This is a genomic window from Paraburkholderia terricola (genome assembly GCF_003330825.1).
GTDB classification, from domain to species: Bacteria; Pseudomonadota; Gammaproteobacteria; order Burkholderiales; family Burkholderiaceae; genus Paraburkholderia; species Paraburkholderia terricola.
Genome location: NZ_CP024941.1, coordinates 2,335,941 through 2,357,895, shown reverse-complemented (window position 1 = coordinate 2,357,895; position 21,955 = coordinate 2,335,941). Strand labels below are relative to the sequence as shown.

The 21,955-nt window shown below is 63.6% G+C and carries 19 protein-coding genes; 16 read left to right on the top strand and 3 right to left on the bottom strand.

Annotated features, from left to right (window positions below; genetic code table 11):
• Nucleotides 1–716 precede the first annotated feature (716 nt).
• Nucleotides 717–3,296, bottom strand: a complete 2,580-nt coding sequence (locus CUJ90_RS10520; protein ID WP_073427978.1) for a [protein-PII] uridylyltransferase — start codon at nucleotides 3,294–3,296, stop codon at nucleotides 717–719.
• Between the two features lie 27 nt (nucleotides 3,297–3,323).
• A complete protein-coding gene (gene map, locus CUJ90_RS10515) occupies nucleotides 3,324–4,133 on the bottom strand; it encodes a type I methionyl aminopeptidase (RefSeq protein ID WP_114162650.1) in 810 nt (269 codons plus the stop codon).
• Between the two features lie 446 nt (nucleotides 4,134–4,579).
• Between map and rpsB the strand changes: the two genes are divergently transcribed.
• The 16 genes from rpsB to CUJ90_RS10435 all read left to right on the top strand — a co-directional run bounded on the left by rpsB (nucleotide 4,580) and on the right by CUJ90_RS10435 (nucleotide 20,908).
• On the top strand, nucleotides 4,580–5,332 hold the full coding sequence (gene rpsB / locus CUJ90_RS10510; protein WP_073427980.1) for a 30S ribosomal protein S2: 753 nt from the start codon (nucleotides 4,580–4,582) through the stop codon (nucleotides 5,330–5,332).
• 215 nt (nucleotides 5,333–5,547) lie between these two features.
• Nucleotides 5,548–6,429 carry a translation elongation factor Ts gene (gene tsf, locus CUJ90_RS10505; RefSeq protein ID WP_073427981.1) on the top strand — a complete coding sequence of 294 codons (882 nt, stop codon included), beginning with the start codon at nucleotides 5,548–5,550 and terminating at the stop codon, nucleotides 6,427–6,429.
• A 220-nt stretch (nucleotides 6,430–6,649) separates the two neighbouring features.
• Nucleotides 6,650–7,363, top strand: coding sequence for a UMP kinase (gene pyrH, locus CUJ90_RS10500; RefSeq protein WP_007181434.1), 714 nt, complete (start codon nucleotides 6,650–6,652; stop codon nucleotides 7,361–7,363).
• 100 nt (nucleotides 7,364–7,463) lie between these two features.
• On the top strand, nucleotides 7,464–8,024 hold the full coding sequence (gene frr, locus CUJ90_RS10495; protein WP_073427982.1) for a ribosome recycling factor: 561 nt from the start codon (nucleotides 7,464–7,466) through the stop codon (nucleotides 8,022–8,024).
• Nucleotides 8,025–8,088: 64 nt separating this feature from the next.
• The gene (uppS, locus tag CUJ90_RS10490; protein WP_073427983.1) at nucleotides 8,089–8,871 is read left to right on the top strand and encodes a polyprenyl diphosphate synthase; all 783 of its coding nucleotides are present in this window, start codon (nucleotides 8,089–8,091) and stop codon (nucleotides 8,869–8,871) included.
• Nucleotides 8,865–9,686 carry a phosphatidate cytidylyltransferase gene (locus CUJ90_RS10485; RefSeq protein WP_073427984.1) on the top strand — a complete coding sequence of 274 codons (822 nt, stop codon included), beginning with the start codon at nucleotides 8,865–8,867 and terminating at the stop codon, nucleotides 9,684–9,686. The genes uppS and CUJ90_RS10485 overlap by 7 nt, the downstream gene beginning before the upstream one ends.
• 10 nt (nucleotides 9,687–9,696) lie before the next feature.
• Nucleotides 9,697–10,902, top strand: a complete 1,206-nt coding sequence (locus CUJ90_RS10480; protein WP_114162649.1) for a 1-deoxy-D-xylulose-5-phosphate reductoisomerase — start codon at nucleotides 9,697–9,699, stop codon at nucleotides 10,900–10,902.
• 7 nt (nucleotides 10,903–10,909) lie between these two features.
• Nucleotides 10,910–12,301, top strand: a complete 1,392-nt coding sequence (rseP, locus tag CUJ90_RS10475) for an RIP metalloprotease RseP (protein ID WP_073428107.1) — start codon at nucleotides 10,910–10,912, stop codon at nucleotides 12,299–12,301.
• A gap of 67 nt (nucleotides 12,302–12,368) precedes the next feature.
• Nucleotides 12,369–14,681 (top strand): outer membrane protein assembly factor BamA, encoded by a 2,313-nt coding sequence (bamA, locus tag CUJ90_RS10470; protein ID WP_073427986.1) that lies wholly within the window; start codon nucleotides 12,369–12,371, stop codon nucleotides 14,679–14,681.
• A gap of 75 nt (nucleotides 14,682–14,756) precedes the next feature.
• Complete coding sequence (locus CUJ90_RS10465) at nucleotides 14,757–15,278, top strand: OmpH/Skp family outer membrane protein (RefSeq protein WP_176035760.1); 522 nt, start codon at nucleotides 14,757–14,759, stop codon at nucleotides 15,276–15,278.
• Between the two features lie 196 nt (nucleotides 15,279–15,474).
• Complete coding sequence (lpxD, locus tag CUJ90_RS10460) at nucleotides 15,475–16,587, top strand: UDP-3-O-(3-hydroxymyristoyl)glucosamine N-acyltransferase (protein WP_114162648.1); 1,113 nt, start codon at nucleotides 15,475–15,477, stop codon at nucleotides 16,585–16,587.
• Nucleotides 16,588–16,771: 184 nt separating this feature from the next.
• Nucleotides 16,772–17,236 carry a 3-hydroxyacyl-ACP dehydratase FabZ gene (gene fabZ / locus CUJ90_RS10455; RefSeq protein WP_114162647.1) on the top strand — a complete coding sequence of 155 codons (465 nt, stop codon included), beginning with the start codon at nucleotides 16,772–16,774 and terminating at the stop codon, nucleotides 17,234–17,236.
• Between the two features lie 98 nt (nucleotides 17,237–17,334).
• Nucleotides 17,335–18,123: an acyl-ACP--UDP-N-acetylglucosamine O-acyltransferase gene (gene lpxA / locus CUJ90_RS10450; protein ID WP_073427990.1), complete on the top strand. Its 789-nt coding sequence runs from the start codon at nucleotides 17,335–17,337 to the stop codon at nucleotides 18,121–18,123.
• 3 nt (nucleotides 18,124–18,126) lie between these two features.
• Nucleotides 18,127–19,296, top strand: coding sequence for a lipid-A-disaccharide synthase (lpxB, locus tag CUJ90_RS10445; protein WP_114162646.1), 1,170 nt, complete (start codon nucleotides 18,127–18,129; stop codon nucleotides 19,294–19,296).
• Nucleotides 19,293–20,054 carry a ribonuclease HII gene (gene rnhB, locus CUJ90_RS10440; RefSeq protein ID WP_083083848.1) on the top strand — a complete coding sequence of 254 codons (762 nt, stop codon included), beginning with the start codon at nucleotides 19,293–19,295 and terminating at the stop codon, nucleotides 20,052–20,054. Before lpxB ends, rnhB begins: the two co-directional genes overlap by 4 nt.
• A 68-nt stretch (nucleotides 20,055–20,122) precedes the next feature.
• Entirely contained in the window at nucleotides 20,123–20,908 is a 786-nt protein-coding gene (locus tag CUJ90_RS10435; protein ID WP_114162645.1) for a TrmH family RNA methyltransferase, read from the top strand.
• 45 nt (nucleotides 20,909–20,953) lie between these two features.
• On the opposite strand, the gene ppsR is transcribed toward CUJ90_RS10435, so the two are convergent.
• Entirely contained in the window at nucleotides 20,954–21,769 is an 816-nt protein-coding gene (ppsR, locus tag CUJ90_RS10430; RefSeq protein ID WP_073427994.1) for a posphoenolpyruvate synthetase regulatory kinase/phosphorylase PpsR, read from the bottom strand.
• Nucleotides 21,770–21,955: the final 186 nt, after the last annotated feature.

The window sequence follows — 21,955 nt, the reverse complement described above, 5'->3', positions numbered from 1 at the left end:
GTGCGATCGGCCGCACCTTCAAAACGGCGTGGGGCCCGTTCGGCGCGGTCCCCTGTACCTTCAAAACGGCGTGGGGCACGTTCGGTGCGATCGCCCGTACTTTCAAAACGGCGGGGAGCCCGTTCGGCGCGGTCCCCTGTACCTTCAAAACGGCGTGGGGCCCGTTCGGTGCGATCGGCCGCACCTTCAAAACGGCGGGGAGCCCGTTCGGCACGGTCCCCTGCACCTTCGAATCGACGCGGTGTGCGCTCGCCGCGATCTCCAGCACCTTCAAAGCGACGGGGAGCCCGTTCGGCGCGGTCCTCTGCACCTTCAAACCGACGCGGCGCGCGCTCGCCCTCGGCGCGTCGCGGAGCCCGCTCGCCACTACCTTCGAAACGTCGCGGCGCGCCGCCGGCGCCTTCACGCCGCGGCGGTCGATCCGAGGTCGTCCGGCGCGGCCCACCCGCATCCCGCTCGCGCGAAAACGACCCTTCCGCGCGCGGCGCGCGCGCGCCGGCGCCCGCAGGTTTCCCGCCCGCCGGCCGCTTGCCGCCGCCCGCCGCCTTGCCGGCGCCTTCACCCCGTGCCCCGCTAAAGCCCGCCGTCGACGGTGACGGCTTGGGTCCGACCGGACGCGTCGGCTTACGCGCCGACGTGCTTCCGGTACGGACAGGGGCGCGTTCGGACGAAGCCGGCCGCGGGTGCTTGGCTGTTAATTTGACTCGCATGAAATCTCACACTGCGATCGCGCGCAGCAGTTCGGTCTCGACCTGAATTTGCAGGCGGTTGTCCGACAGACCGTTTCCATCCAGCAGGAACACGTCCTCGACGCGTTCGCCGAGCGTGTTGATCCGCGCCGACGCGACGCCGACCCGGTGCTCGGCCAGCACGCGCGCGATCGAATAAAGAAGGCCTGGCCGGTCGTTCGCCGACACGGACAGGATGTAGTATTGGCCGCGCTCGTCGGCCCGAAGATCGACGCGCGGCGTAACAGGGAAGGTCCGCGACAGCCGCGACAAACGGCCTTTCGACGGCCCGGGGAGCAGGGTGCCGTCGCCGGTGAGGCGCGCGGTCAGTTCCTGTTCGACCAGATTGGCAATATCGCGATAATGCACGTCTTCTTCGGTGTGCGCGACGAGGAAATTATCGAGCGCATATCCGTGGCGGGTCGTGCTGACGCGCGCATCGAGCACCGACAGGCCGTTGCGGTCGAAATACGCGCAAATGCCGGCAAACAGATCGGGCTGGTCTTTCACGTACACCAGCACCTGGAGCGCCTCGCCGATCGGCGACGGACGCGCCCGCACGATCGGTGTAGGCGTTTCGACATGGCGATACAGCACGCGCGTCTGCCATGCGATGTCCGCGGCGTCATGGCGCAGGAAATAGCCGACGTCCAACTGATCCCACAACGCCTTTTGTGCGCCTTCCGGCACGGTTTCGAGACGCAGCAGCGCGAGCGCCTCTTCCTGGCGCGATTTCAGTTCGGAATGCGCGTCCGGCCGCGCGCCGCCGAGCACCGCGAGGGTGGCGCGGTACAGGTCCTCGAGCAGCTTGCCTTTCCAGGTGTTCCAGACTTTCGGGCTGGTGCCGCGAATGTCGGCCACCGTCAGCAGATAGAGCGTGGTAAGCCGGCGCTCGGTGCCGACCAGTTCGGCAAAGCGCTTGATGACTTCCGGGTCGCTCGTGTCCTGCTTTTGCGCGACCTGGCTCATGGTCAGGTGCTGCTGAACCAGCCATACGACCAGTTCGCCGTCCTCGCCCTCGATGCCGTGATTGCGGCAGAAGCGTCGCGCGTCGGCCATGCCTAGCTGCGAGTGGTCGCCGCCGCGGCCCTTGGCGATGTCGTGAAACAGCGCCGCCACGTACAGTACCCAAGGGCGGTCGAGGTTGGCGATCAACTGACTGCAGAACGGATATTCGTGCGCGTGCTCGGCCACCGCGAAACGGCGCAGATTACGCAGCACCATCAGAATGTGCTGATCGACGGTGTAGACGTGATACAGGTCATGCTGCATCTGTCCGACGATGCGCCGGAAATTCAGCAGATAGCGCCCGAGCACGCTGGTCTGGTTCATCAGGCGCAGCGCGTGCGTGATGCCGGCCGGCTGCTTCAGGATCTCCATGAAGAGTCGCCGGTTTTCCGGATCGCGCCGCCAGTGCTGATCCATCGCGTCGCGGGCGTTGTAGAGCGCGCGCAAGGTACGCGCTGACAGGCCCTTCACGCCAGGTGTCTGTTCGTACAGCAGGAAGGCTTCGAGGATCGCATTCGGCTCGCGCTCGAACACGTCGTCGCTGGCGATCTCCAGCATGCCCTGCTTCTCGACGAAACGATCCGACAACACGCGGGTAATGCCGCTGGTGCTGGGGAAAAGCTGCGCCTCGATGTTCTGGATCAGGATCGTGGCGAGTTGCGTGACGGCCTTGGCGGACCAGTAATAGCGGCGCATCAGCTGTTCGCTGGCGCGCTTGGTGGCGGTCGGCTTGTAGCCGAAACTTTCGGCCACCGCCGTTTGCAGGTCGAACACCAGAATGTCCTGACGACGCCCGGCGGTCACATGCAGGCGGGCGCGCAGCGATTTGAGGAAGCCTTCGTTGCGGCGCAGTTCGCGTGCTTCGCGCTCGGTGATCAGGCCGCGCGCTTCCAGTTCGCGCCAGCTGCTGCCGAACCCGGCCGCCTGGGTGATCCACAGAATCAGTTGCAAATCGCGCAGACCGCCCGGGCTTTCCTTGATGTTCGGCTCGAGCGCGTAAGGCGTGTCCTGAAACTTGGCATGGCGCTGACGCATTTCCAGCACTTTCGCCTGGAAGAACGCGCGCGGGTCGAGCGCCTCGCGATAGCGCTTGCCGAAGTCGTTGAACAGTGCCGTGCTGCCCGTGATGCGTCGCGCTTCCAGCAGCGACGTGCGCACGGTGACGTCGTTGGCGGCTTCCTCGAGACATTGCGAGACGCTGCGCACGCTGCTGCCGAGTTCCAGCCCCAAATCCCACGCGAGGCTGATAAAGCGCTCGATGCGCGCTTCCAGGTGCGCGATCGGCGTGTCGGGCAGCAACACGAGGATGTCGATGTCCGAGTGCGGCGCGAGTTCGCCCCGCCCATAGCCGCCGACGGCCAGCAACGCCAGTTCCGGCGGCAGTTCGCAGGTGTTCCAGGCGGCGCGCAGCGACTCGTCGGTGGTGCGCGCGAGCGCGGCCATCAACGCGTCGACGTTGGTGGCCGTCTTGAAGCGTTCCAGCAACTGGGCTTTGGCCACTTTGTAGTCCGCCTTGAGCGACGTGGCATGGGATGGGGCGACGGCTGGAACACTACTCATTGGCAGAAGGGCGAGGTCGGAAGTCGTTCAGGCGGTGGCCGCGACGACCGGCGGACGCGCGGGCGTGCCGGCGGACACGGTGAGCACGTCATGGCCGGTTTCCGTGACGAGGATCGTGTGTTCCCACTGCGCCGACAGGCTGCGGTCCTTGGTCTTGACGGTCCACTGGTCCGGCATGGTGCGGATGTCGCGACGGCCGGCGTTGATCATCGGCTCGATCGTGAAGATCATGCCCGCCTGCAGTTCCAGCCCGGTGCCGGGGCGGCCGTAATGCAGGATCTGCGGGTCTTCGTGGAACACGGTGCCGATGCCGTGGCCGCAATATTCGCGCACTACGCTGTAGCCGTGGCCCTCGGCATGCTTCTGGATCGCATAGCCGATGTCGCCCAGATGCGCGCCCGGGCGCACCTGATCGATACCGAGCCACATGCATTCGAAGGTGGTCTGCACGAGCCGCCTGGCCAGGATCGAGCCCTCGCCGACAATGAACATGCGGCTGGTGTCGCCGAAATAGCCTTCCTTGATGACCGTGACGTCGATATTCAGCGCGTCGCCGTTCTTCAGCGTCTTGTCGCCCGGAATGCCGTGGCAGATCACGTCGTTGACGGAGATGCAGGTGGCTTTCGGATAGGGCGGATAGCCGGGCGGCTGATAGTTCAGGGGCGCCGGAATCGTGCCCTGTTCCTTCAGCATGTATTCGTGGCACAGACGGTCGAGTTCACCGGTGGTGATGCCGGCCGTGACGAACGGCGTGATGTAGTCGAGCACTTCGCTCGCAAGCTTGCAAGCGACGCGCATTTGCGCGATATCGTGTTCGTTTTTGAGCGTAATAGCCATGAGCCGGGCCTGAAATGCGATTTATTGCGAGATTATCGCACCATATTCCGGCTGCCGCAGGGTTTTGCGATAGGCGCGGCGGCTTGGCGGGCGTGTTTTCAGCGGCTTGCGGCAAGCATGGACGAGCGTTCGGATGCAACCCGGTTGCGGCAAAGGGAGCCGCCGGGCAGGTTGAGTCGGCCGATAGTCACGTGCTATAATCTTTGGCTAAGTCGATCCCTGTCTTGCTTTGTGTTTCTCGGTATGAGTGAGGGCGCAGGAGCAGGAGGGAGGACTACTCGTAGTGCTGGTTGCCTGTGCTACGGGGTGAAGCAGCAGTAAAAAGAGGCAGCAGATTAGCAGCAACTCGCAAGCCGGCGCACCCAGGGTGTCCGTCGCGTTCAGCCACAAAGGCGGCGCGGCCGATACGGCAGCCGGCTTAAGACCCAACCCTCGCGGAGATTTTCATGGCAGTTACCATGCGTCAAATGCTGGAAGCCGGTGTCCACTTCGGTCACCAAACGCGCTTCTGGAATCCGAAGATGGCCCCCTTCATTTTCGGCCATCGCAACAAGATTCACATCATCAACCTCGAAAAGACGCTGCCGATGTACAACGACGCGCTGAAGTATGCGCGTCAACTGGCGGCAAACCGCGGCACGATCCTGTTCGTCGGCACGAAGCGTCAATCGCGCGACACGATCGCTGAAGAAGCGCAGCGCGCCGGCATGCCGTACGTCAACGCGCGCTGGCTCGGCGGCATGCTGACCAACTTCAAGACGCTGAAGGTATCGATCAAGCGCCTGAAAGACATGGAAGCGGCGCTGGAAGCCGGCGAAACCGAACGCATGAGCAAGAAGGAAGCGCTGCTGTTCGAACGCGAAATGGCCAAGCTGCAAAAGTCGATCGGCGGCGTGAAGGACATGGGCGGTATTCCGGACGCGATCTTCGTGGTCGACGTCGGTTACCACAAGATTGCCGTCACCGAAGCCAACAAGCTCGGCGTGCCGGTCATCGCCGTGGTCGACACGAACCACTCGCCGGAAGGCATCGACTACGTGATCCCGGGTAACGACGACGCCAGCAAGGCTGTCGCTCTGTACACGGCTGGCGTGGCTGACGCGATTCTCGAAGGCCGTGCGAATGCGGTCAACGAAGTGGTGCAGGCTGCACGTGGCGGCGACGGCGACGAGTTCGTCGAGGTCAACTCGGAAGCGTAAAGCTGCCCCGTGTCCGGCAAAAAAGGGGGCTTTCTACAGGCCCCCTTTTTTTAAGCCGCGACGTCGTGGTGGGGCGCTGTTCATGGCGGCCAGAACTGGCCGAGGCGGTGCCCAAAGCGTTGTCTGTGAAAAATACACACAGCGCTGAAACGAATTCTTGCCCCCGGTATCGAAGTCCGGGCGGCGTGTCAAAGACGGAACTCAAGGAGCAAATGATGGCGGCAATTACCGCAAGCATGGTTGCAGAACTGCGCGCAAAGACCGACGCGCCGATGATGGAATGCAAGAAGGCGCTGACGGAAGCCGACGGCGACATGGCGCGCGCCGAGGAATTGCTGCGCGTGAAGCTGGGCAACAAGGCCAGCAAGGCGGCATCGCGCGTGACGGCTGAAGGCGTGGTTGCGTCGTTCATCGGCGGCAATGCGGGTTCGCTGGTCGAGCTGAACTGCGAAACCGACTTCGTTTCGAAAAACGACGACTTCCTCGCGTTCTCGAAGAAGGTCGCCGAGCTGGTCGCCACGCAAAACCCGGCTGACGTCGCCGCGCTGGCGGCACTGCCGCTGGACGGCCAGACGGTCGACGCAGTGCGCCTCGCGCTGGTCGGCAAGATCGGTGAAAACCTGTCGATCCGCCGTTTCGTGCGTTTCGAAACCCCGAACAAACTGGCGGCGTACCTGCACGGCACGCGTATCGGCGTGCTGGTCGAATACACCGGCGCGGACGAGCAGGTCGGCAAGGACGTCGCCATGCACATCGCCGCGATGAAGCCGGTTTCGCTGTCGTCGGACGACGTGCCTGCGGACCTGATCGCCAAGGAGCGCAGCATTGCCGAGCAGAAGGCCGCCGAATCGGGCAAGCCGGCTGAAATCGTCGCCAAGATGGTCGACGGCAGCGTGCAGAAGTACCTGAAGGAAGTGTCGCTGCTGAACCAGACGTTCGTTAAGAACGACAAGCAGACGATCGAGCAGATGCTCAAGGCCGGCAATGCGAGCGTCCAGAAGTTCGCGCTGTTCGTGGTCGGCGAAGGCATCGAGAAGAAGCAGGACGACTTCGCGGCCGAAGTGGCTGCTCAAGTCGCTGCTGCAAAGCAACAATAAGTCTTATATCGAAGCTTCATCGTAGTATCGTTGGACCCGCGGCGGAGCAAGACTTTGCCGCGGTCGGCGGCGCCGCAAGGCTGCGCGCGGGTTGGTCCCGGCCGCGCGGCCGCCGGCGAACCCCAGGGTTCGTGAATTTGGCGGCGCTTGCCCGAATCAGCGTTTCACCCCTACATTAGTCCCTTGTTGTTGCCCTGTTCTGCGCGATCTGGATACCCCTATGCCCATTGCCTATAAACGCGTCCTGCTCAAACTCTCCGGTGAAGCTCTGATGGGCGACGATGCCTTCGGCATCAATCGCGCGACCATCGAACGAATGGTGGCGGACGTGGCCGAAGTGGTCCGTCTCGGAACGCAGCTGGCCGTGGTGATCGGCGGCGGTAATATTTTTCGCGGCGTAGCAGGCGGCGCGGCCGGCATGGATCGCGCCACGGCTGACTACATGGGCATGCTGGCCACCATGATGAACGCGCTGGCGTTGCAGGACGCAATGCGCCACGCCGGTATCGAAGCACGCGTGCAATCCGCGCTGCGCATGGACCAGGTGGTCGAGCCGTACATCCGGCCCCGCGCGATTCGCCAACTGGAAGAAGGCAAGGTCGTGATTTTCGCGGCCGGCACCGGCAACCCGTTCTTCACGACGGATACGGCCGCCGCGCTGCGCGGCTCCGAAATCGGCGCGGAAGTCGTGCTGAAGGCCACCAAGGTGGACGGCGTCTATTCCGCCGACCCGAAAAAAGACCCGAGCGCCACCCGTTACACCACGATCAGCTTCGACGAGGCGATCGGCCGCAACCTGCAGGTGATGGACGCCACGGCATTCGCGCTGTGCCGCGACCAGAAGCTGCCGATCCGCGTGTTTTCGATCGTCAAGCCGGGCGCGCTCAAACGTATCGTACAAGGCGAGGACGAGGGCACCCTCGTCCACGTGTAAACTCTCGTTCACATAACGTGGGCTTTAGCGCGAGCAGTGGCCGCCGCATATCGCGCGCGCTGGCCGGCTCGCACCGTTTTGAAGGTTCGGAGGTTTAAAAATGTCTGTGGCTGATATCCGCAAGGGCGCTGAGCAAAAGATGCAGCGTTCCATCGACGCGTTCAAGAACGACCTGTCGAAGATCCGCACGGGCCGTGCGCACACTGGCCTGCTCGATCATATCCAGTGCGATTACTACGGTTCGCCGGTGCCGATCTCGCAGGTCGCGAACCTGACGCTGATCGACGCACGCACGATCGGCGTGCAGCCGTGGGAAAAGAAGATGGTGCAGGTCGTCGAAAAGGCGATCCGCGAGTCGGACCTCGGTCTGAACCCCGCCACGCAAGGCGACGTGATCCGCGTCCCGATGCCCGCGCTCACCGAGGAACGCCGCCGCGAACTGACGAAAGTGGTCAAGAGCGAAGCCGAAACGGCCAAGGTCGCCGTGCGCAACCTGCGCCGTGACGCCAACGAGCAACTCAAGAAGCTCGTGAAAGACAAGGAAATTTCAGAAGACGACGAGCGTCGAGCGGGTGACGATATTCAGAAGCTGACGGACAAGTTCGTCGCTGAAATCGACAAGCTCGTCGTGACCAAGGAAGCCGAGATCATGACGGTCTGAGGCCGTCTGGCTCAGTACCTTCACGGTTTCCACTTCTTTATTTGCAGTCACTGTCCCGACGGCCATGACCTATACCAGCTCAACCGTGCGCGTGCCTGATGTCGCCGCGGTGCCGCGACATATCGCGATCATCATGGACGGCAATGGCCGTTGGGCCACCCAGCGGCGCCTGCCGCGCGTGGCCGGCCATACGCGCGGCGTCGACGCGGTGCGTGCGGCCGTCGAGGCATGCGCCCGGCAGGGCGTCGAATATCTGACGCTGTTCGCCTTCAGCTCCGAGAACTGGCGCCGTCCGAACGACGAAGTCTCGTTCCTGATGCGCCTGTTCGTCACCGCGCTGGAGCGCGAAATCGGCAAGCTGCACGCGAACGGCATCCGGTTGCGCGTGGTGGGCGACCTGTCCAAATTCGACACCCGCATCCGCGATCTGATCAAGCGCGCGGAATCGAAGACCGCGCGCAATACCCGTCTCACACTGACCATCGCCGCCAATTACGGCGGGCGCTGGGACATCATGCAGGCTACCCGCAAGCTCGCCGAGCAATCGGCGCTGGCGGGCAAGGCGGTCGAGATCAACGAGGAATCGTTCGCCGAACACCTCTCCATGGCTTATGCGCCCGAGCCGGACCTGTTCATCCGCACGGGCGGCGAGCGCCGCGTCAGCAACTTCCTGCTGTGGCAACTCGCGTACACCGAGTTCTATTTCACCGACACCTTCTGGCCGGACTTCGACGCCGACGCGCTCGGCCACGCCATCGCATCGTACGCCGAGCGTGAGCGCCGCTTCGGCCGCACCAGTGCTCAACTCGAGCCGCAATCGCAAAACGTCGATTCGCTCCCATGCTAAGAACCCGTGTCATCACGGCGATCATTCTGCTGGCGGTGTTCCTGCCAGTCACGCTGTTCGCGCCGGTGGGCGCGTTCGGCGCGCTGATCGCCTTTGTCGTCGTGTTCGCCGCATGGGAGTGGGCGCGCCTGCTGAAGCTGGGCGGCGCGGGCCCGGTGATTTACGCGCTGGTCGCCGCGGTGGCCCTGGTGGCGAGCACGTGGCTCGGCGCTGGTGTCGAGAAACCCCGGCCGCTCTTTCAGGCGGCCGCCATTTTCTGGCTGATCGCGGGGCCTTATGTGCTGCTACGCAAGCCGGCGCTCGCTCAGGGCGCCTGGCGCGCCTTCCTGTTCCTTGCCGGCATTGTGGTATTCGTCGCGTGCTGGCATGCTCTCGTCGCCGCGCGCATGAAGGGCGTGCCGTTCGTGCTGTCGCTGCTCCTATTGGTATGGCTGGCCGATATCGGCGCATACTTCTCGGGAAAAGCGTTCGGAAAACACAAGCTGGCGCCAGCCATCAGTCCGGGCAAGACCTGGGAGGGCGCGATCGGCGGCTGGCTGGTGGTGATGATCGTCGCGGCGGCGGCGGTCTTTTTGCAGGCGTTCGAGCCGACGCTGTATTCTGCGCTGCTGGCGCAACTGGGCGCCGTACGCACGCTGCTCGCACTGACCTTGCTGGTGGCATTCAGCGTGGTGGGCGACCTGTTCGAATCGATGTTGAAACGCCAGGCCGGAGTGAAGGATTCAAGCGGCCTGTTGCCGGGGCACGGCGGCGTGCTCGATCGCATCGACGCATTGTTGCCGGTGCTGCCGCTTGCCATGCTGTTGCTCGGCTAGAGAAAGAGATATGCAAAAACGTCTGACATTGCTCGGTTCCACGGGCTCGATTGGAGACAGCACGCTCGACGTCGTCGCGCGTCATCCCGAGCGCTTTTCGGTTTACGCGCTCAGCGCGCATCGCAACGGCGACAAGCTCGCCGAGCAATGCCTGCGCTTTCAGCCGGAAGTCGCGGTGGTCGGCGACGCCGACACGGCCGCGCGCGTCGCCGCGAAACTGCGCGCCGCGGGTTGCAAGACCGAGGTGACGTACGGACCGCAGGCGCTCGTCGACGTGTCGAAGAGCGACGGCTGCGACACGGTGGTCGCGGCGATCGTCGGCGCGGCCGGCCTCGCGCCCAGTCTCGCCGCCGCGCGTGCCGGCAAGCGCATTCTGCTCGCCAATAAGGAAGCGCTGGTGATGTCCGGCGCGATCTTCATGGACGCAGTGCGCGACAACGGCGCCGTCCTGCTGCCGGTCGACAGCGAACACAACGCGATTTTCCAATGCCTGCCGCGCGAAGCCGCGTTGCATGGCGGGGTCTCCAAGATCATTCTGACGGCCTCGGGCGGACCCTTCCGCACGCGTGAACCGGCCACGCTCGCCAACATTACGCCGGAAGAGGCCTGCAAGCATCCGAACTGGGTGATGGGCCGCAAGATTTCGGTCGACTCGGCCACGATGATGAACAAGGGCCTCGAAGTGATCGAGGCGCACTGGCTGTTCGGCTTGCCGGGCGAGCGCATCGACGTGCTGATCCATCCGCAAAGCGTGATTCACTCGCTCGTTTCTTACGCCGACGGCTCGGTGCTCGCGCAACTCGGCAACCCCGACATGCGCACGCCGATCGCGCACGCGCTGGCGTTTCCGGATCGCGTGGATTCGGGCGTCGCTCAACTCGATCTCGCGGAAATCGCATCGCTGTCGTTCGAAAAACCGGATTACGCACGCTTTCCGTGTCTCGCGCTCGCCATGAAGGCGTTGGCTGCGGGCGGGGTGGCCAGCGCGGCGTTGAATGCCGCGAACGAAATCGCCGTTGAAGCGTTCCTGTCGCGCCAGATCGGTTTCATGAAGATCGCCGAAGTGGTCGAGGCGGTACTCAATGCGCTGCCGAACCGCAGCGCGCACGTGCTCGAGGACGTGATCGAAGCGGATGCCGCCGCGCGTCGCGCCGCTGCCGAACTCATCGCGCGCCTGCCCGACGGCGCACGTCGTACGGAACGCGCCGTCCAGTGAGGCGCTCATGAATCTGCTAATCGAACTGCTGGCTTTCGCGGTCGCGATTGGCGTACTCGTGGTGGTTCACGAGTACGGACATTACAGCGTGGCGCGCCTGTGCGGCGTCAAGGTGCTGCGCTTTTCGATCGGTTTCGGCAAGCCGCTGTTCCAATGGGTAAGTCCAAAGACGGGCACCGAGTGGACCATTGCGGCCTTGCCGCTCGGCGGCTACGTCAAGATGCTCGACGAGCGCGAAACCGGCGGCGCGCCGATTCCCGCGGAAGCATTGCCGCATGCGTTCAACCGGCAGTCGGTGGGGCGTCGCTTCGCGATCGTCGCGGCCGGGCCGGTCGCCAATTTCCTGCTTGCCATCGTACTGTTCGCGCTCGTGTTCGCCACGGGCGTAACCGAGCCGGCGGCCGTGGTCGCGGCGCCGGCGTCGAATACACCGGCGGCAATGGCCGGCTTCGACGGAGGCGAAACCATCGTCGCGGCGCGTACCGAGAACGCCGGCGAATCGGAACCGGTGCGTTCATGGTCTGATCTGCGCTGGAAGCTGCTAGGTGCCGCGTTCGATCACAAGCGCGTCGTGCTGAGCGCGAAAGATGCGCACGGCACGTCCGAGTTTCAGCTCGATCTGCGCGGCATCACCGAGAAAGACGTCGATGACGACTTCATGTCGCATCTCGGTTTCGAGCCGGGCGGCGGCAAGCTGACGGTTGCAGGTGTGCAGCCGGGCAGCGCGGCGCAACAGGCTGGTCTGACGGCGGGCGACCGTCTGCGCTCCGTCGACGGCATGTCGACCGACAATGCCACGGCCTTCATCGCCTATGTGAAATCGCACGCCGGTAAGCCGATGACGCTGCAAGTGGAGCGTGGCGGTGCCGGCGCGGCGGCGGGCAAGCTCGCAGAGATTCGCATCGTTCCGCAAGCGCAGCGTGACGACGCGACGGGGCAGCAGATCGGCCGCATCGGCGCGGAACTGTCCACCCAGGTGCCGTCGATCGACGTGCATTACGGGCCTATCGAGAGCCTGCAACTCGGCGCGCGCCGTACCTGGGATCTCGCGGTTTATTCGGTGCGGATGTTCGGCAGGATGATCGTCGGCGAAGCCTCGCTGAAAAATCTTTCGGGTCCCGTGACGATCGCCGATTACGCAGGAAAGAGCGCACGTCTAGGTCCTTCTGCGTTTCTGTCGTTCCTGGCCCTTGTCAGTATTAGCCTCGGCGTACTGAACTTGTTACCGATTCCGGTATTGGACGGGGGGCATCTGTTATATTATTTGGTTGAAGCTGTGACCGGCAAAGTTGTCTCCGATCGCTGGCAACTCGTTTTTCAGAGGGCGGGGCTCGCCTGCATCGTCGCGTTGTCGGCGATTGCGCTGTTCAACGATCTGGCTCGTTTAATCCATTTTTAAAGTGTCCGGCGGCGTTCACGATGGCGACCGTCTGACCTGATGCAGCTATACACACTGGGGAAGCACGTTGTTTAAACCTCATCGCTTTGTTCCAAAGACGGTTATAGCCGCGGCGTTCGCCGCGCATGGGCTGGTTGCTCACGCAACGTCGCCCTTCGTGGTGCAAGACATTCGGATCGAGGGATTGCAACGCGTCGAACCCGGCACCGTGTTCGCGTACCTGCCCATCAAGCAAGGCGACACCTTCAGCGACGACAAGGCTTCCGAAGCCATTCGCGCACTGTACGCCACGGGTTTTTTCAACGACGTCAAGATCGCGACCGAAGGCAATGTCGTCATCGTGCAGGTGCTGGAACGCCCGGCCATCGGCACGATCGATTTCTCCGGCATTCACGAGTTCGACAAGGAAAACCTGACCAAGGCGCTGCGTGCCGTCGGGTTGTCCCAAGGCCGCTACTACGACAAGGCGCTGGTCGACAAGGCCGAGCAGGAACTCAAGCGCCAGTACCTGACGCGCGGCTACTACGCCGCCGAAGTCACCACCACCATCACGCCGATCGACCGCAACCGCGTGTCGGTGCTGTTCTCGGTGGCCGAAGGTCCGAGCGCGAAGATCCGCCAGATCAACTTCATCGGCAACAAGGCGTTCAGCACCGGTACGCTGCGCGACGAAATGCAGTTGTCCACGCCGAACTGGTTCTCGTGGTACACGAAGAACGATCTGTATGCGAAAGACAAGCTCACCGGCGACCTCGAAAACGTCCGCTCGTATTACCTGAATCGCGGCTACCTCGAGTTCAACATCGAGTCGACCCAGGTGTCGATCACGCCGGACAAGAAGGACATGTATCTGACGGTCACGCTGCACGAAGGCGAGCCGTACACGATTTCGAACATCAAGCTGGCCGGCAATCTGCTCGACCGCGAGGCCGAGCTGAACAAGCTCATCAAGATCAAACCGGGTGAGCGCTTCTCGGCCGAGAAGTTGCAAGCCAGCACCAAGGCCATCGTCGACAAGCTCGGCGAATACGGCTATGCGTTCGCCACCGTCAATGCGCAGCCGCAGATCGATCAGACCAACCACAAGGTCGACCTGACGCTGCAGGTGGACCCGAGCCGCCGCGTATACGTGCGCCGCATCAACGTGGTCGGCAACACGCGTACGCGAGATGAAGTGGTGCGCCGTGAAATGCGCCAACTCGAAAGCTCGTGGTTCGACTCCAATCGTCTCGCGCTGTCGAAGGACCGGATCAACCGTCTGGGCTACTTCACCGATGTCGACGTGACCACGATTCCGGTCGAAGGCACGCCGGACCAGGTCGACGTGGACGTCAAGGTGGCCGAAAAGCCGACCGGCGCAATCACGCTGGGCGCGGGCTTTTCGTCGACCGACAAGGTCGTGCTCTCGGCGGGCGTGTCGCAAGACAACGTGTTCGGTTCGGGCACGAGTCTCGCGGTGAACGTCAACACCGCAAAGACGTACCGTACGTTGACGGTCACGCAGGTCGACCCGTACTTCACGGTGGACGGCATCAAGCGCATTACCGACGTCTACTATCGTACGTATCAGCCGCTGTACTACTCCACGGATTCGAGCTTCAAGATCGTCACGATCGGCGGCGACCTGAAGTTCGGCATCCCGTTCTCCGAAGTCGACACGGTGTACTTCGGTGCCGGCCTCGAACAGAACCAGTTGGACGTGGACTCGAACACGCCGGCGTCCTACAAGGAATACGTCAAGGACTTTGGCCGTGTGTCGAACAACGTGCCGATCACGGTCGGCTGGTCGCGCGACGCCCGTGACAGCGCGCTCGTGCCGAGCCGCGGTTATTTCACGCAGGCGAATGCCGAATACGGTACGCCGATCGGCGGCACGCAATACTACAAGGCCGACATCAACGCGCAGTACTATTACTCGTTTGCGCGCGGCTTCGTGCTGGGCTTCAACTTCCAGGGCGGCTATGGTAAAGGCATGGGCGGCAAGCCTTATCCGATCTTCAAGAACTACTACGCCGGCGGTATCGGTTCGGTTCGAGGCTACGAGCCGAGCTCGCTCGGTCCGCGCGACGCATCGACGGGCGATCCGATCGGCGGCTCCAAGCTGCTGGTGGGGAACATCGAGTTGACTTTCCCGCTGCCGGGCACCGGCTACGACCGCACGTTGCGCGTCTTCACGTTCCTCGATGCAGGCAACGTGTGGGCCGACGCAAGCACCGCTGCGACGTCGAATGGCGCGAACGGTCTGCGCTACGGCTATGGTGTCGGTCTCGCGTGGATCTCGCCGATCGGCCCGCTCAAGCTGAGCCTGGGCTTCCCGCTCACGAAGCACACCGGCGACCAGTATCAGAAGTTCCAGTTCCAGATCGGAACGGCATTCTGATCCGGCGGCCGGCGCTCGGTGGCCCGCGATCGGGTGACGGGCTGCCGGCCAAACTACAGTATCGAGAGGATGACTTTGCTAACCGGTATGTTTTCGAAACGTGTGGCATGCGCGCTGGCGCTGGCAATGACGCTGGGCGTCGGGGTAGCGCACGCGCAGGAAGCCAGGATCGCCGCAGTGAATTCCGACCGGATCCTGCGTGAATCCGCTGCCGCCAAGACCGCGCAGATCAAGCTCGAGGCCGAGTTCGCCAAGCGTGACAAGGATCTTGCCGACATGGCGCAAAAACTCAAGTCGATGTCCGATTCGCTCGACAAGAACGGCGCGTCGATGTCGCCGGCCGATCGCGCGCAGAAGCAGCGCGACCTGTCGCAATTGGACACGGACTTCCAGCGCAAGCAACGCGAGTTTCGCGAGGACCTGAACCAACGCCGCAACGAGGAACTGGCTGCGGTGCTCGACCGGGCGAACAAGGTGATCAAGCAGATCGCCGAACAGCAACATTACGACCTGATCGTTCAGGAAGCGGTGTACGTGAGTCCGCGCATCGACATCACCGATCAGGTGCTGAAGGCATTGGCGGCCTCGGGCAACTGAAGGCGGTCACCCGGCCACCGGCGCGTGGCCGGCTCGCGAAACAGACAGGTTGCAACGAACTGCAGCAAGGATGTTGCATGGGATTGGAGTAAGCGCTGAAGCGCTAAAGCGCTAACTCCAACCGACGCGCATGTTGCATGGGGTTGGAGTAAGCGCTAAAGCGCTAACTCCAACCGACACAGGAGACAGAGTAGGCATGGCATTTACGCTCGAGGACATCGTCCAACGGTTCGGCGGTGAAGTAGTCGGAGATGGTTCGCAGCGCGTCGGCAGTCTGGCGCCGCTCGACCAGGCAGGCCCGGACCAGCTGGCGTTCCTCGCCAATCCGAAGTACCTGTCGCAGGTCGAGACGACCCGTGCGGGCGCGGTGTTGATCAACGCCGACGACCTCGCGAAGCTCGCCTCCCGCGACGCTCGTAACTTCATCGTCACACCGAATCCGTACGCTTACTTCGCGCGCGTCGCGCAAACCTTCATCGATCTCGCCTCGCCGAAGGCGGTGCCGGGCGTGCATCCCAGTGCCACGATCGATCCGTCGGCGCAGATCGCCGCGAGCGCGGTGATCGGTCCGCATGTCACCGTGGAAGCAGGCGCGGTGATCGGCGAACACGTGCGGCTGGACGCCAACGTCGCGATCGGACGCGGCACCAGGATCGGTGCGGGCTCGCACCTGTATCCGAATGTCTCGGTGTACCACGGCTGCACGCTCGGCGAGCGCGTGATCGTGCACGCGGGCGCGGTAATCGGCTCGGACGGTTTCGGCTTCGCGCCGGATTTTGTCGGTGAAGGCGATGCGCGTACCGGCAGCTGGGTGAAAATTCCGCAGGTCGGCGGCGTCTCGATCGCGGCAGACGTCGAAATCGGTGCGAACACCACGATCGACCGTGGCGCAATGGCCGACACGATCATCGAGGAATGCGTGAAGATCGACAACCTCGTCCAGATCGGCCACAACTGCAAGGTTGGCGCCTACACCGTGATCGCCGGCTGCGCGGGGATCGCCGGCAGCACCACCATCGGCCGTCATTGCATGATCGGCGGCGCGGTCGGAATTGCCGGACATGTCACGCTGGCCGATCACGTGGTCGTCACGGCGAAGTCGGGCGTGTCGAAGTCCTTGTTGAAGCCCGGTGTGTACACCAGCGCGTTCCCGGCTGTGAACCATGCGGACTGGAACCGGAGCGCGGCTTTGCTGCGCAATATCGACAAACTTCGCGACCGCATCAAGGCACTCGAAAACGCCGCCGCTGATAAGCTGGACAGCGCGGCGGGCAATGAGCCCGGCAATTCCGCGAGCGAGAAAGCCTGAGATATCAGAGGCAGCCGCCGGCACCGCGTAAAATAGCGGGCGAGCATCAGGAAGCAACGTCGGTTGCCGTGACCGGGTGGCATGGCCGCCGGGTCACGGCAAGCGCCGGCAGCATGCGTTACTAACCCACCTGCACCAGCATCCGCAGTCATCATCGCGCAGTCAATGCGTGAGCAGAAACACCATGAGCACCGAAAAAATCAATCTCGACATCCACAAGATTCTCACGCTGCTGCCGCATCGTTACCCGTTCCTGCTGGTCGACCGGGTGCTCGAACTCGAGCCGCACAGGAGCATCAAAGCGTTGAAGAACGTGTCGATCAATGAGCCGTATTTTCAGGGGCATTTCCCCACGCGTCCGGTGATGCCGGGCGTGCTGATACTCGAGGCGCTCGCGCAAACGGCAGCGCTGCTGACGTTTTCGGAAGAACCGAGCGATCCGGCGAACACACTGTATCTATTCGTCGGTATCGACAATGCACGCTTCAAGCGCGTGGTGGAACCGGGCGACCAGTTGATCCTGAACTGCACGTTCGAGCGCCATATGCGCGGCATCTGGAAGTTCAAGGCGCGCGCCGAAGTGGATGGCGCCGTGGCGGCGGAAGCCGACCTGATGTGCGCGGTGCGGCATACGGATAAAGACGCCTGAGTCGGCGTCCCGGCGGTGAACGGCTGGCGCGGCTGTCAGCCTCGCCGCTTCCGGCCGGGCCCATCCAGACAACGCAACAGAATCAGAAGCGAGGACGCATGAGCAGGATTCATCCCACTGCGATCGTCGAACCGGGCGCGCAACTCGACGAATCCGTCGAAATCGGACCGTATGCCGTGATCGGCGCACATGTGACGATCGGCGCCCGGACCACGGTCGGTTCGCATAGCGTGATCGAAGGTCACACCACGCTCGGCGAGGACAACCGGATCGGTCACTACGCCTCGGTCGGCGGCCGTCCGCAAGACATGAAGTACAAGGACGAGCCGACCCGGCTCGTCATCGGCAACCGCAACACGATCCGCGAGTTCACCACGATCCACACCGGCACGGTGCAGGACGCGGGCGTCACCACGCTTGGCGACGACAACTGGATCATGGCCTACGTGCACATCGGCCACGATTGCCACGTCGGCAGCAACGTCATTCTGTCGAGCAACGCGCAGATGGCGGGCCACGTCACCATTGGCGACCACGCGATCGTCGGCGGCATGTCGGGCGTACATCAGTTCGTCCGAATCGGCGAGCATTCGATGCTGGGCGGCGCCTCGGCGCTGGTGCAAGACATTCCGCCGTTCGTGATCGCCGCCGGCAACAAGGCTGAGCCGCACGGCATCAACGTCGAGGGCTTGCGTCGCCGCGGCTTCTCGCCGGATGCGATTTCCGCGCTGCGCACGGCGTACCGCGTGCTGTACAAGAACGGCCTGTCGCTGGAAGAGGCGAAGGTGCAGTTGCGCGAACTCGCGTCCGCGGGTGGCGATGGCGACGCGCCGGTGCAAACGCTGCTCGCGTTCGTCGAAGCGTCGCAACGCGGCATCATCCGCTAACCGATGGCATTGCAACCGAATCCGCTGCGCGTCGCGATGGTGGCGGGCGAGCCATCCGGCGACCTGCTGGCGGCCTCGCTGCTCGACGGCCTCGCGAGCCGTCTGCCGGCCGCCACCCAGTACTATGGGATCGGCGGACCGCGCATGATCGCCACGGGTTTCGACGCCCACTGGCCGATGGAAAAACTCAGCGTGCGCGGCTATGTCGAAGCGCTGCGGCATATTCCCGGCATTCTCGCCGTCCGCAACGAACTGAAGCGCCAGCTGCTGGCCGAGCCGCCGGCGGTGTTCGTCGGCGTGGATGCGCCCGATTTCAATTTCGGCCTCGAGCATCCGTTGCGCGAGGCGGGCATTCCGACCGTCCACTTCGTCTGCCCGTCGATCTGGGCGTGGCGGGGCGGCCGCATCAGGAAGATCGCCAAAGCGGTCGATCACATGCTGTGCGTGTTTCCGTTCGAAACGGCGCTGCTGGAGAAGGCGGGCGTCGCGGCATCGTACGTGGGCCATCCGCTCGCCGACGAAATCCCGCTCGAACCCGATACACTCGGCGCGCGCCGCACGCTGGGTCTTGCGGAAAGCGGGCCGATCATTGCGGTGCTGCCAGGCAGCCGTCGCTCGGAAATCGATCTGATCGGCCCGACCTTCTTCGCCGCGATGGAAATGATGCAGCACCAGGAACCGGGCCTGCGCTTCGTGATGCCGGCGGCCACACCGGCACTGCGCGAGATGCTGCGGCCACTGGTGGATGCGCACCCCGGTCTCGCGCTCACGATCACCGACGGCCAGGCGCAGCTCGCAATGACGGCGGCTGACGCGATCCTCGTGAAAAGCGGCACAGTGACGCTCGAAGCGGCGTTGCTGAAGAAACCGATGGTGATCTCGTACAAGGTGCCCTGGCTGACCGGCCAGATCATGCGCCGCCAGGGCTATCTGCCGTATGTCGGGTTGCCGAACATTCTGGCGGGGCGTTTCGTGGTCCCGGAAATTCTTCAGCACTTCGCCACGCCGCAAGCGCTTGCCGAAGCCACGTTGAAACAGTTGCGCGACGAGTCCAACCGGCGCGCGCTGACGGAAATCTTCACGGAGATGCATCACGTGCTGAAGCAGAACACGGCGCAGCGTGCGGCGGAAGTCGTGGCGAGCGTCATCGAACAGCGCAAGGGGCGGCCGTGACCCAATCACGCGCACCGCGCCGCAAGGCTGCGACCGTTGCAGGCGCGGCGGCGGAGCAGGTCGGCCTGAACTTCGAGACGCCGGACGACATCGTCTGCGGCGTCGACGAAGCAGGGCGTGGACCTCTAGCCGGTCCGGTCGTCGCGGCGGCGGTGATTTTCGACCCGTCCAAACCGATGATCCGCGGCCTCGACGATTCCAAGGCCCTCACCGCCAAAAAGCGCGAGGAACTGTACGACAAGATCGTCGATCGGGCGCTCGCTTACTGCATCGCTTCGGCAACGGTCGAGGAAATCGATACGCTGAACATTCTGCACGCCACCATGCTGGCGATGAAGCGCGCCGTGGAGGGCCTGTCGGTCGCGCCGACGCTCGTCAAGATCGACGGCAATCGCTGTCCGACGCTGAGCATTCGCAGCGAAGCGGTGATCGGCGGCGACGCGCTCGTCAAATGCATTTCGGCGGCGTCGATTCTTGCCAAGGTCACGCGCGACCGGATGCTGCTCGAATTGCACCAAACGTATCCGGTCTACGGCTTCAACGCCCATGTCGGCTACAGCACGCCGCAGCATCTCGCGGCGCTGCGCGAGCATGGGCCGTGCGAGCATCACCGGCGCTCGTTCGCGCCGGTGCGCGAAGCGCATCTGCGCTTCGGCACGGGTGTGCCGCTGCCGGCGGGCGACGTCATCCTGCCCGCCATGCTCGACGATGATGCCCTGCTCGACGACGACGCTTTCGGCGAACGCAGCGGCGCGTAATCGACCAACTCGTGGGCGTGGCCAGCACGTCGCCCGCTAATCGCTCATCCTTACTGTCTTCGCTGCCTGTGAAAGCCATCACCTCGCGGGACAATCCGCTCTACAAGCGCCTGAAAGCACTGGCCGGTTCGACGCATCAGCAGCGTCGCGGCGGCCACGCGCTGCTCGAAGGGTTTCATCTCGCAAGCGCCTATCTCGACGTCGCCGGGCAGCCGGAACTGTGCATCGTCACGGATGGCGCGCTGCGCCATGACGAAGCGCAGGCGATCGTGTCGCGCGTCGACGAGCATCGCCTTGTCACGCTGCCGGATGCGTTGTTCGGGCAACTGTCGAATGTCGTGCACGGCGTCGGCATTCTGCTGCTGGTCGAGAAGCTCGATACGCCTTTGCCGGAAAATGTCGCGCAAACCTGCCTCGTGCTCGACAGCGTGCAGGACGCCGGCAACGTCGGCTCGATTCTGCGCAGCGCGGCGGCCGCCGGCATTCAACAGGTATTTTGTGCGCCAGGCACGGCGTACGCGTGGTCGTCGAAAGTACTGCGCTCGGGCATGGGCGCGCATTTCCTGTTGCAGATTCACGAAGACGTGGAAGCGCAAGCGCTGATCGAGCGTCTTGCGATACCCGTCGTGATCACGGATTCGCACGGCGCCGAGGCGATCTACGACTGCGATCTGAGCGGACCGCTTGCCTGGGTGTTCGGCAACGAGGGGGCGGGCGTCTCGCAGGCATGGCGCGACGCGGTCTCGTTGCGGGTGACGATTCCGCAGCCGGGCGGCATGGAGTCGCTGAATGTGGCGGCCGCGGCGGCGGTCTGCGTGTTCGAACAGTGCCGGCAGCAGCGCGGCCGCGCGTGAGCCGGGAATCCCGGCGCCGCGCGCATTTCAGGCGCAACCGAGCGATCAATAAGCCGATCGCTCGAGCTTGATCTCCTGCAGGATCGTGGTCGCGATCTCCTCGATCGACTTATGCGTCGACGACAACCACTTGATGCCTTCGCGCCGCATCATCGCTTCCGCTTCATTGATCTCGTAACGGCAGTTTTCCGGCGCGGCGTACTTGCTGCCCGGCCGGCGCTCGTTGCGAATCTCCGAGAGCCGCTGCGGATCGATCGACAAACCAAACATCTTCTGCCGATGCGCCAATAGCGGCGTAGGCAGCTTGCCGCGCTCGAAATCCTCGGGAATCAACGGATAATTCGCCGCTTTCACGCCGTACTGCATGGCGAGATAGAGGCTCGTCGGCGTCTTGCCGCTGCGCGATACGCCGACCAGGATCACGTCGGCGTCGGCGAGATTGCGATTCGATTGACCGTCGTCGTGGGCGAGCGAGAAATTGATCGCTTCGATGCGATTCTTGTATTCCTCGGTGTCCGCGTTCTGGTGGCCGCGACCCATCGCGTGACTCGACTTCAGCTCCAGTTCCTGTTCGAGCGGTTCCACGAAGGTCTGGAACATGTCGAGCACGAGCGCGTTCGAGCCTTTGACGATCTGATTCGACGCGCTGTCCACCAGCGTCGTGAAGACGATCGGACGGCGGCCGTCCTGCTGGATTGCTTCGTTGATCTTTTCGAGCGTGGCATATGCCTTTTCCGTCGAGTCGACGAAAGGCACGCGAACCAGGCGGAATTTCTGGTCGAACTGGGAGAGGATCGAATGCGCGAAAGTTTCGGCAGTGATCCCGGTACCGTCGGAGACGATGAATACGGTGGGCGGCATCAGTGGGGCTGGGAACGTGAGCGGAAATGAGCGCTCGAAGGAAACATCGCTGCGTTGAGTTCGCTGCACGGTGGCTGACCGGAAACTGCAGCGGCGTCGATGCAGCGCGCCGTGGGCACCGCAATCGCTCCCGGATGGCAACGGGGCCTCGCAAAGCCCGCCGGCCGGTCCAGGACGCGGTTCGAG

Bases quoted from the DNA above. Each gene is read 5' to 3' on its own strand.
- CUJ90_RS10520 (WP_073427978.1), bottom strand. From the start codon at position 3,296: ATGAGTAGTGTTCCAGCCGTCGCCCCATCCCATGCCACGTCGCTCAAG.
- map (WP_114162650.1), bottom strand. From the start codon at position 4,133: ATGGCTATTACGCTCAAAAACGAACACGATATCGCGCAAATGCGCGTC.
- rpsB (WP_073427980.1), top strand. From the start codon at position 4,580: ATGGCAGTTACCATGCGTCAAATGCTGGAAGCCGGTGTCCACTTCGGT.
- tsf (WP_073427981.1), top strand. From the start codon at position 5,548: ATGGCGGCAATTACCGCAAGCATGGTTGCAGAACTGCGCGCAAAGACC.
- pyrH (WP_007181434.1), top strand. From the start codon at position 6,650: ATGCCCATTGCCTATAAACGCGTCCTGCTCAAACTCTCCGGTGAAGCT.
- frr (WP_073427982.1), top strand. From the start codon at position 7,464: ATGTCTGTGGCTGATATCCGCAAGGGCGCTGAGCAAAAGATGCAGCGT.
- uppS (WP_073427983.1), top strand. From the start codon at position 8,089: ATGACCTATACCAGCTCAACCGTGCGCGTGCCTGATGTCGCCGCGGTG.
- CUJ90_RS10485 (WP_073427984.1), top strand. From the start codon at position 8,865: ATGCTAAGAACCCGTGTCATCACGGCGATCATTCTGCTGGCGGTGTTC.
- CUJ90_RS10480 (WP_114162649.1), top strand. From the start codon at position 9,697: ATGCAAAAACGTCTGACATTGCTCGGTTCCACGGGCTCGATTGGAGAC.
- rseP (WP_073428107.1), top strand. From the start codon at position 10,910: ATGAATCTGCTAATCGAACTGCTGGCTTTCGCGGTCGCGATTGGCGTA.
- lpxD (WP_114162648.1), top strand. From the start codon at position 15,475: ATGGCATTTACGCTCGAGGACATCGTCCAACGGTTCGGCGGTGAAGTA.
- fabZ (WP_114162647.1), top strand. From the start codon at position 16,772: ATGAGCACCGAAAAAATCAATCTCGACATCCACAAGATTCTCACGCTG.
- lpxA (WP_073427990.1), top strand. From the start codon at position 17,335: ATGAGCAGGATTCATCCCACTGCGATCGTCGAACCGGGCGCGCAACTC.
- lpxB (WP_114162646.1), top strand. From the start codon at position 18,127: ATGGCATTGCAACCGAATCCGCTGCGCGTCGCGATGGTGGCGGGCGAG.
- ppsR (WP_073427994.1), bottom strand. From the start codon at position 21,769: ATGCCGCCCACCGTATTCATCGTCTCCGACGGTACCGGGATCACTGCC.